Annotated in this window: 1 protein-coding gene and 1 pseudogene; both read left to right on the top strand. The window is 40.1% G+C overall.

Features of this window, described 5'->3' with window-relative positions; all coding sequences use genetic code 11:
* The coding region (locus SMIDD26_RS12985; RefSeq protein ID WP_246746941.1) for a hypothetical protein at positions 1 to 210 on the top strand (210 nt) is incomplete at its 5' end.
* Between the two features lie 10 nt (positions 211 to 220).
* Positions 221 to 789: pseudogene (pdrM, locus tag SMIDD26_RS06075) on the top strand (sodium-coupled multidrug efflux MATE transporter PdrM); the annotation flags it as partial.

Here is a 789-nt window from a genome sequence, read left to right as displayed (position 1 = left end):
ATTTACTGTCCCGCATCTAATCGTTCTAAAATTCAATATGAAACTAAAGAAAAAGCTGACCATGCGGTTCAATATGATAATGGAGGTTTAGTTAGAAGCTATTATTGTCGTACATGTGCGTGTTGGCATACTACTTCAAAATCTAATAACCCTCCGCTAAGTTTGAAAAACTATGGTCTGAAACTCTTTGGTTTAGATAAATCAGAATAGAAAGAGAAGTATGTATAAGACAAAGTGTTTACGAGAGAAGTTAGTATTATTTTTAAAGATATTTTTCCCAATCCTGATCTACCAATTTGCCAATTATTCTGCCTCTTTTGTTGACACTGAAATGACAGGTCAATACAATACTATGGACTTGGCTGGTGTGTCCATGGCAACCAGTATCTGGAATCCTTTCTTTACCTTCCTAACAGGGATTGTGTCAGCCCTGGTACCCATCATTGGTCACCATCTTGGGCGAGGCAAAAAGGAAGAGGTTGCGTCTGATTTTTACCAGTTCATCTATCTGGCCTTGGGTCTATCTGTGGTCTTGCTGGGGATGGTGCTTTTCTTGGCATCACCAATCTTGAATCATATTGGACTAGAAGCACCGGTGGCGGCAGTAGCGGTTCACTATCTTTGGTTTTTATCTATTGGAATTATCCCCTTATTGCTTTTTAGTGTCATTCGTTCCTTGCTGGATTCGCTGGGCTTGACCAAACTGTCCATGTACCTCATGCTTTTGTTACTTCCCCTCAATAGTGGATTTAACTATCTCTTGATTTACGGAGCCTTTGGAGTTCCAGA

Origin of the sequence: Streptococcus mitis (assembly GCF_001579035.1) — a bacterium.
Taxonomy (GTDB): Bacteria; Bacillota; Bacilli; order Lactobacillales; family Streptococcaceae; genus Streptococcus; species Streptococcus mitis_J.
This window is presented reverse-complemented; position numbering and strand designations above follow the sequence as displayed.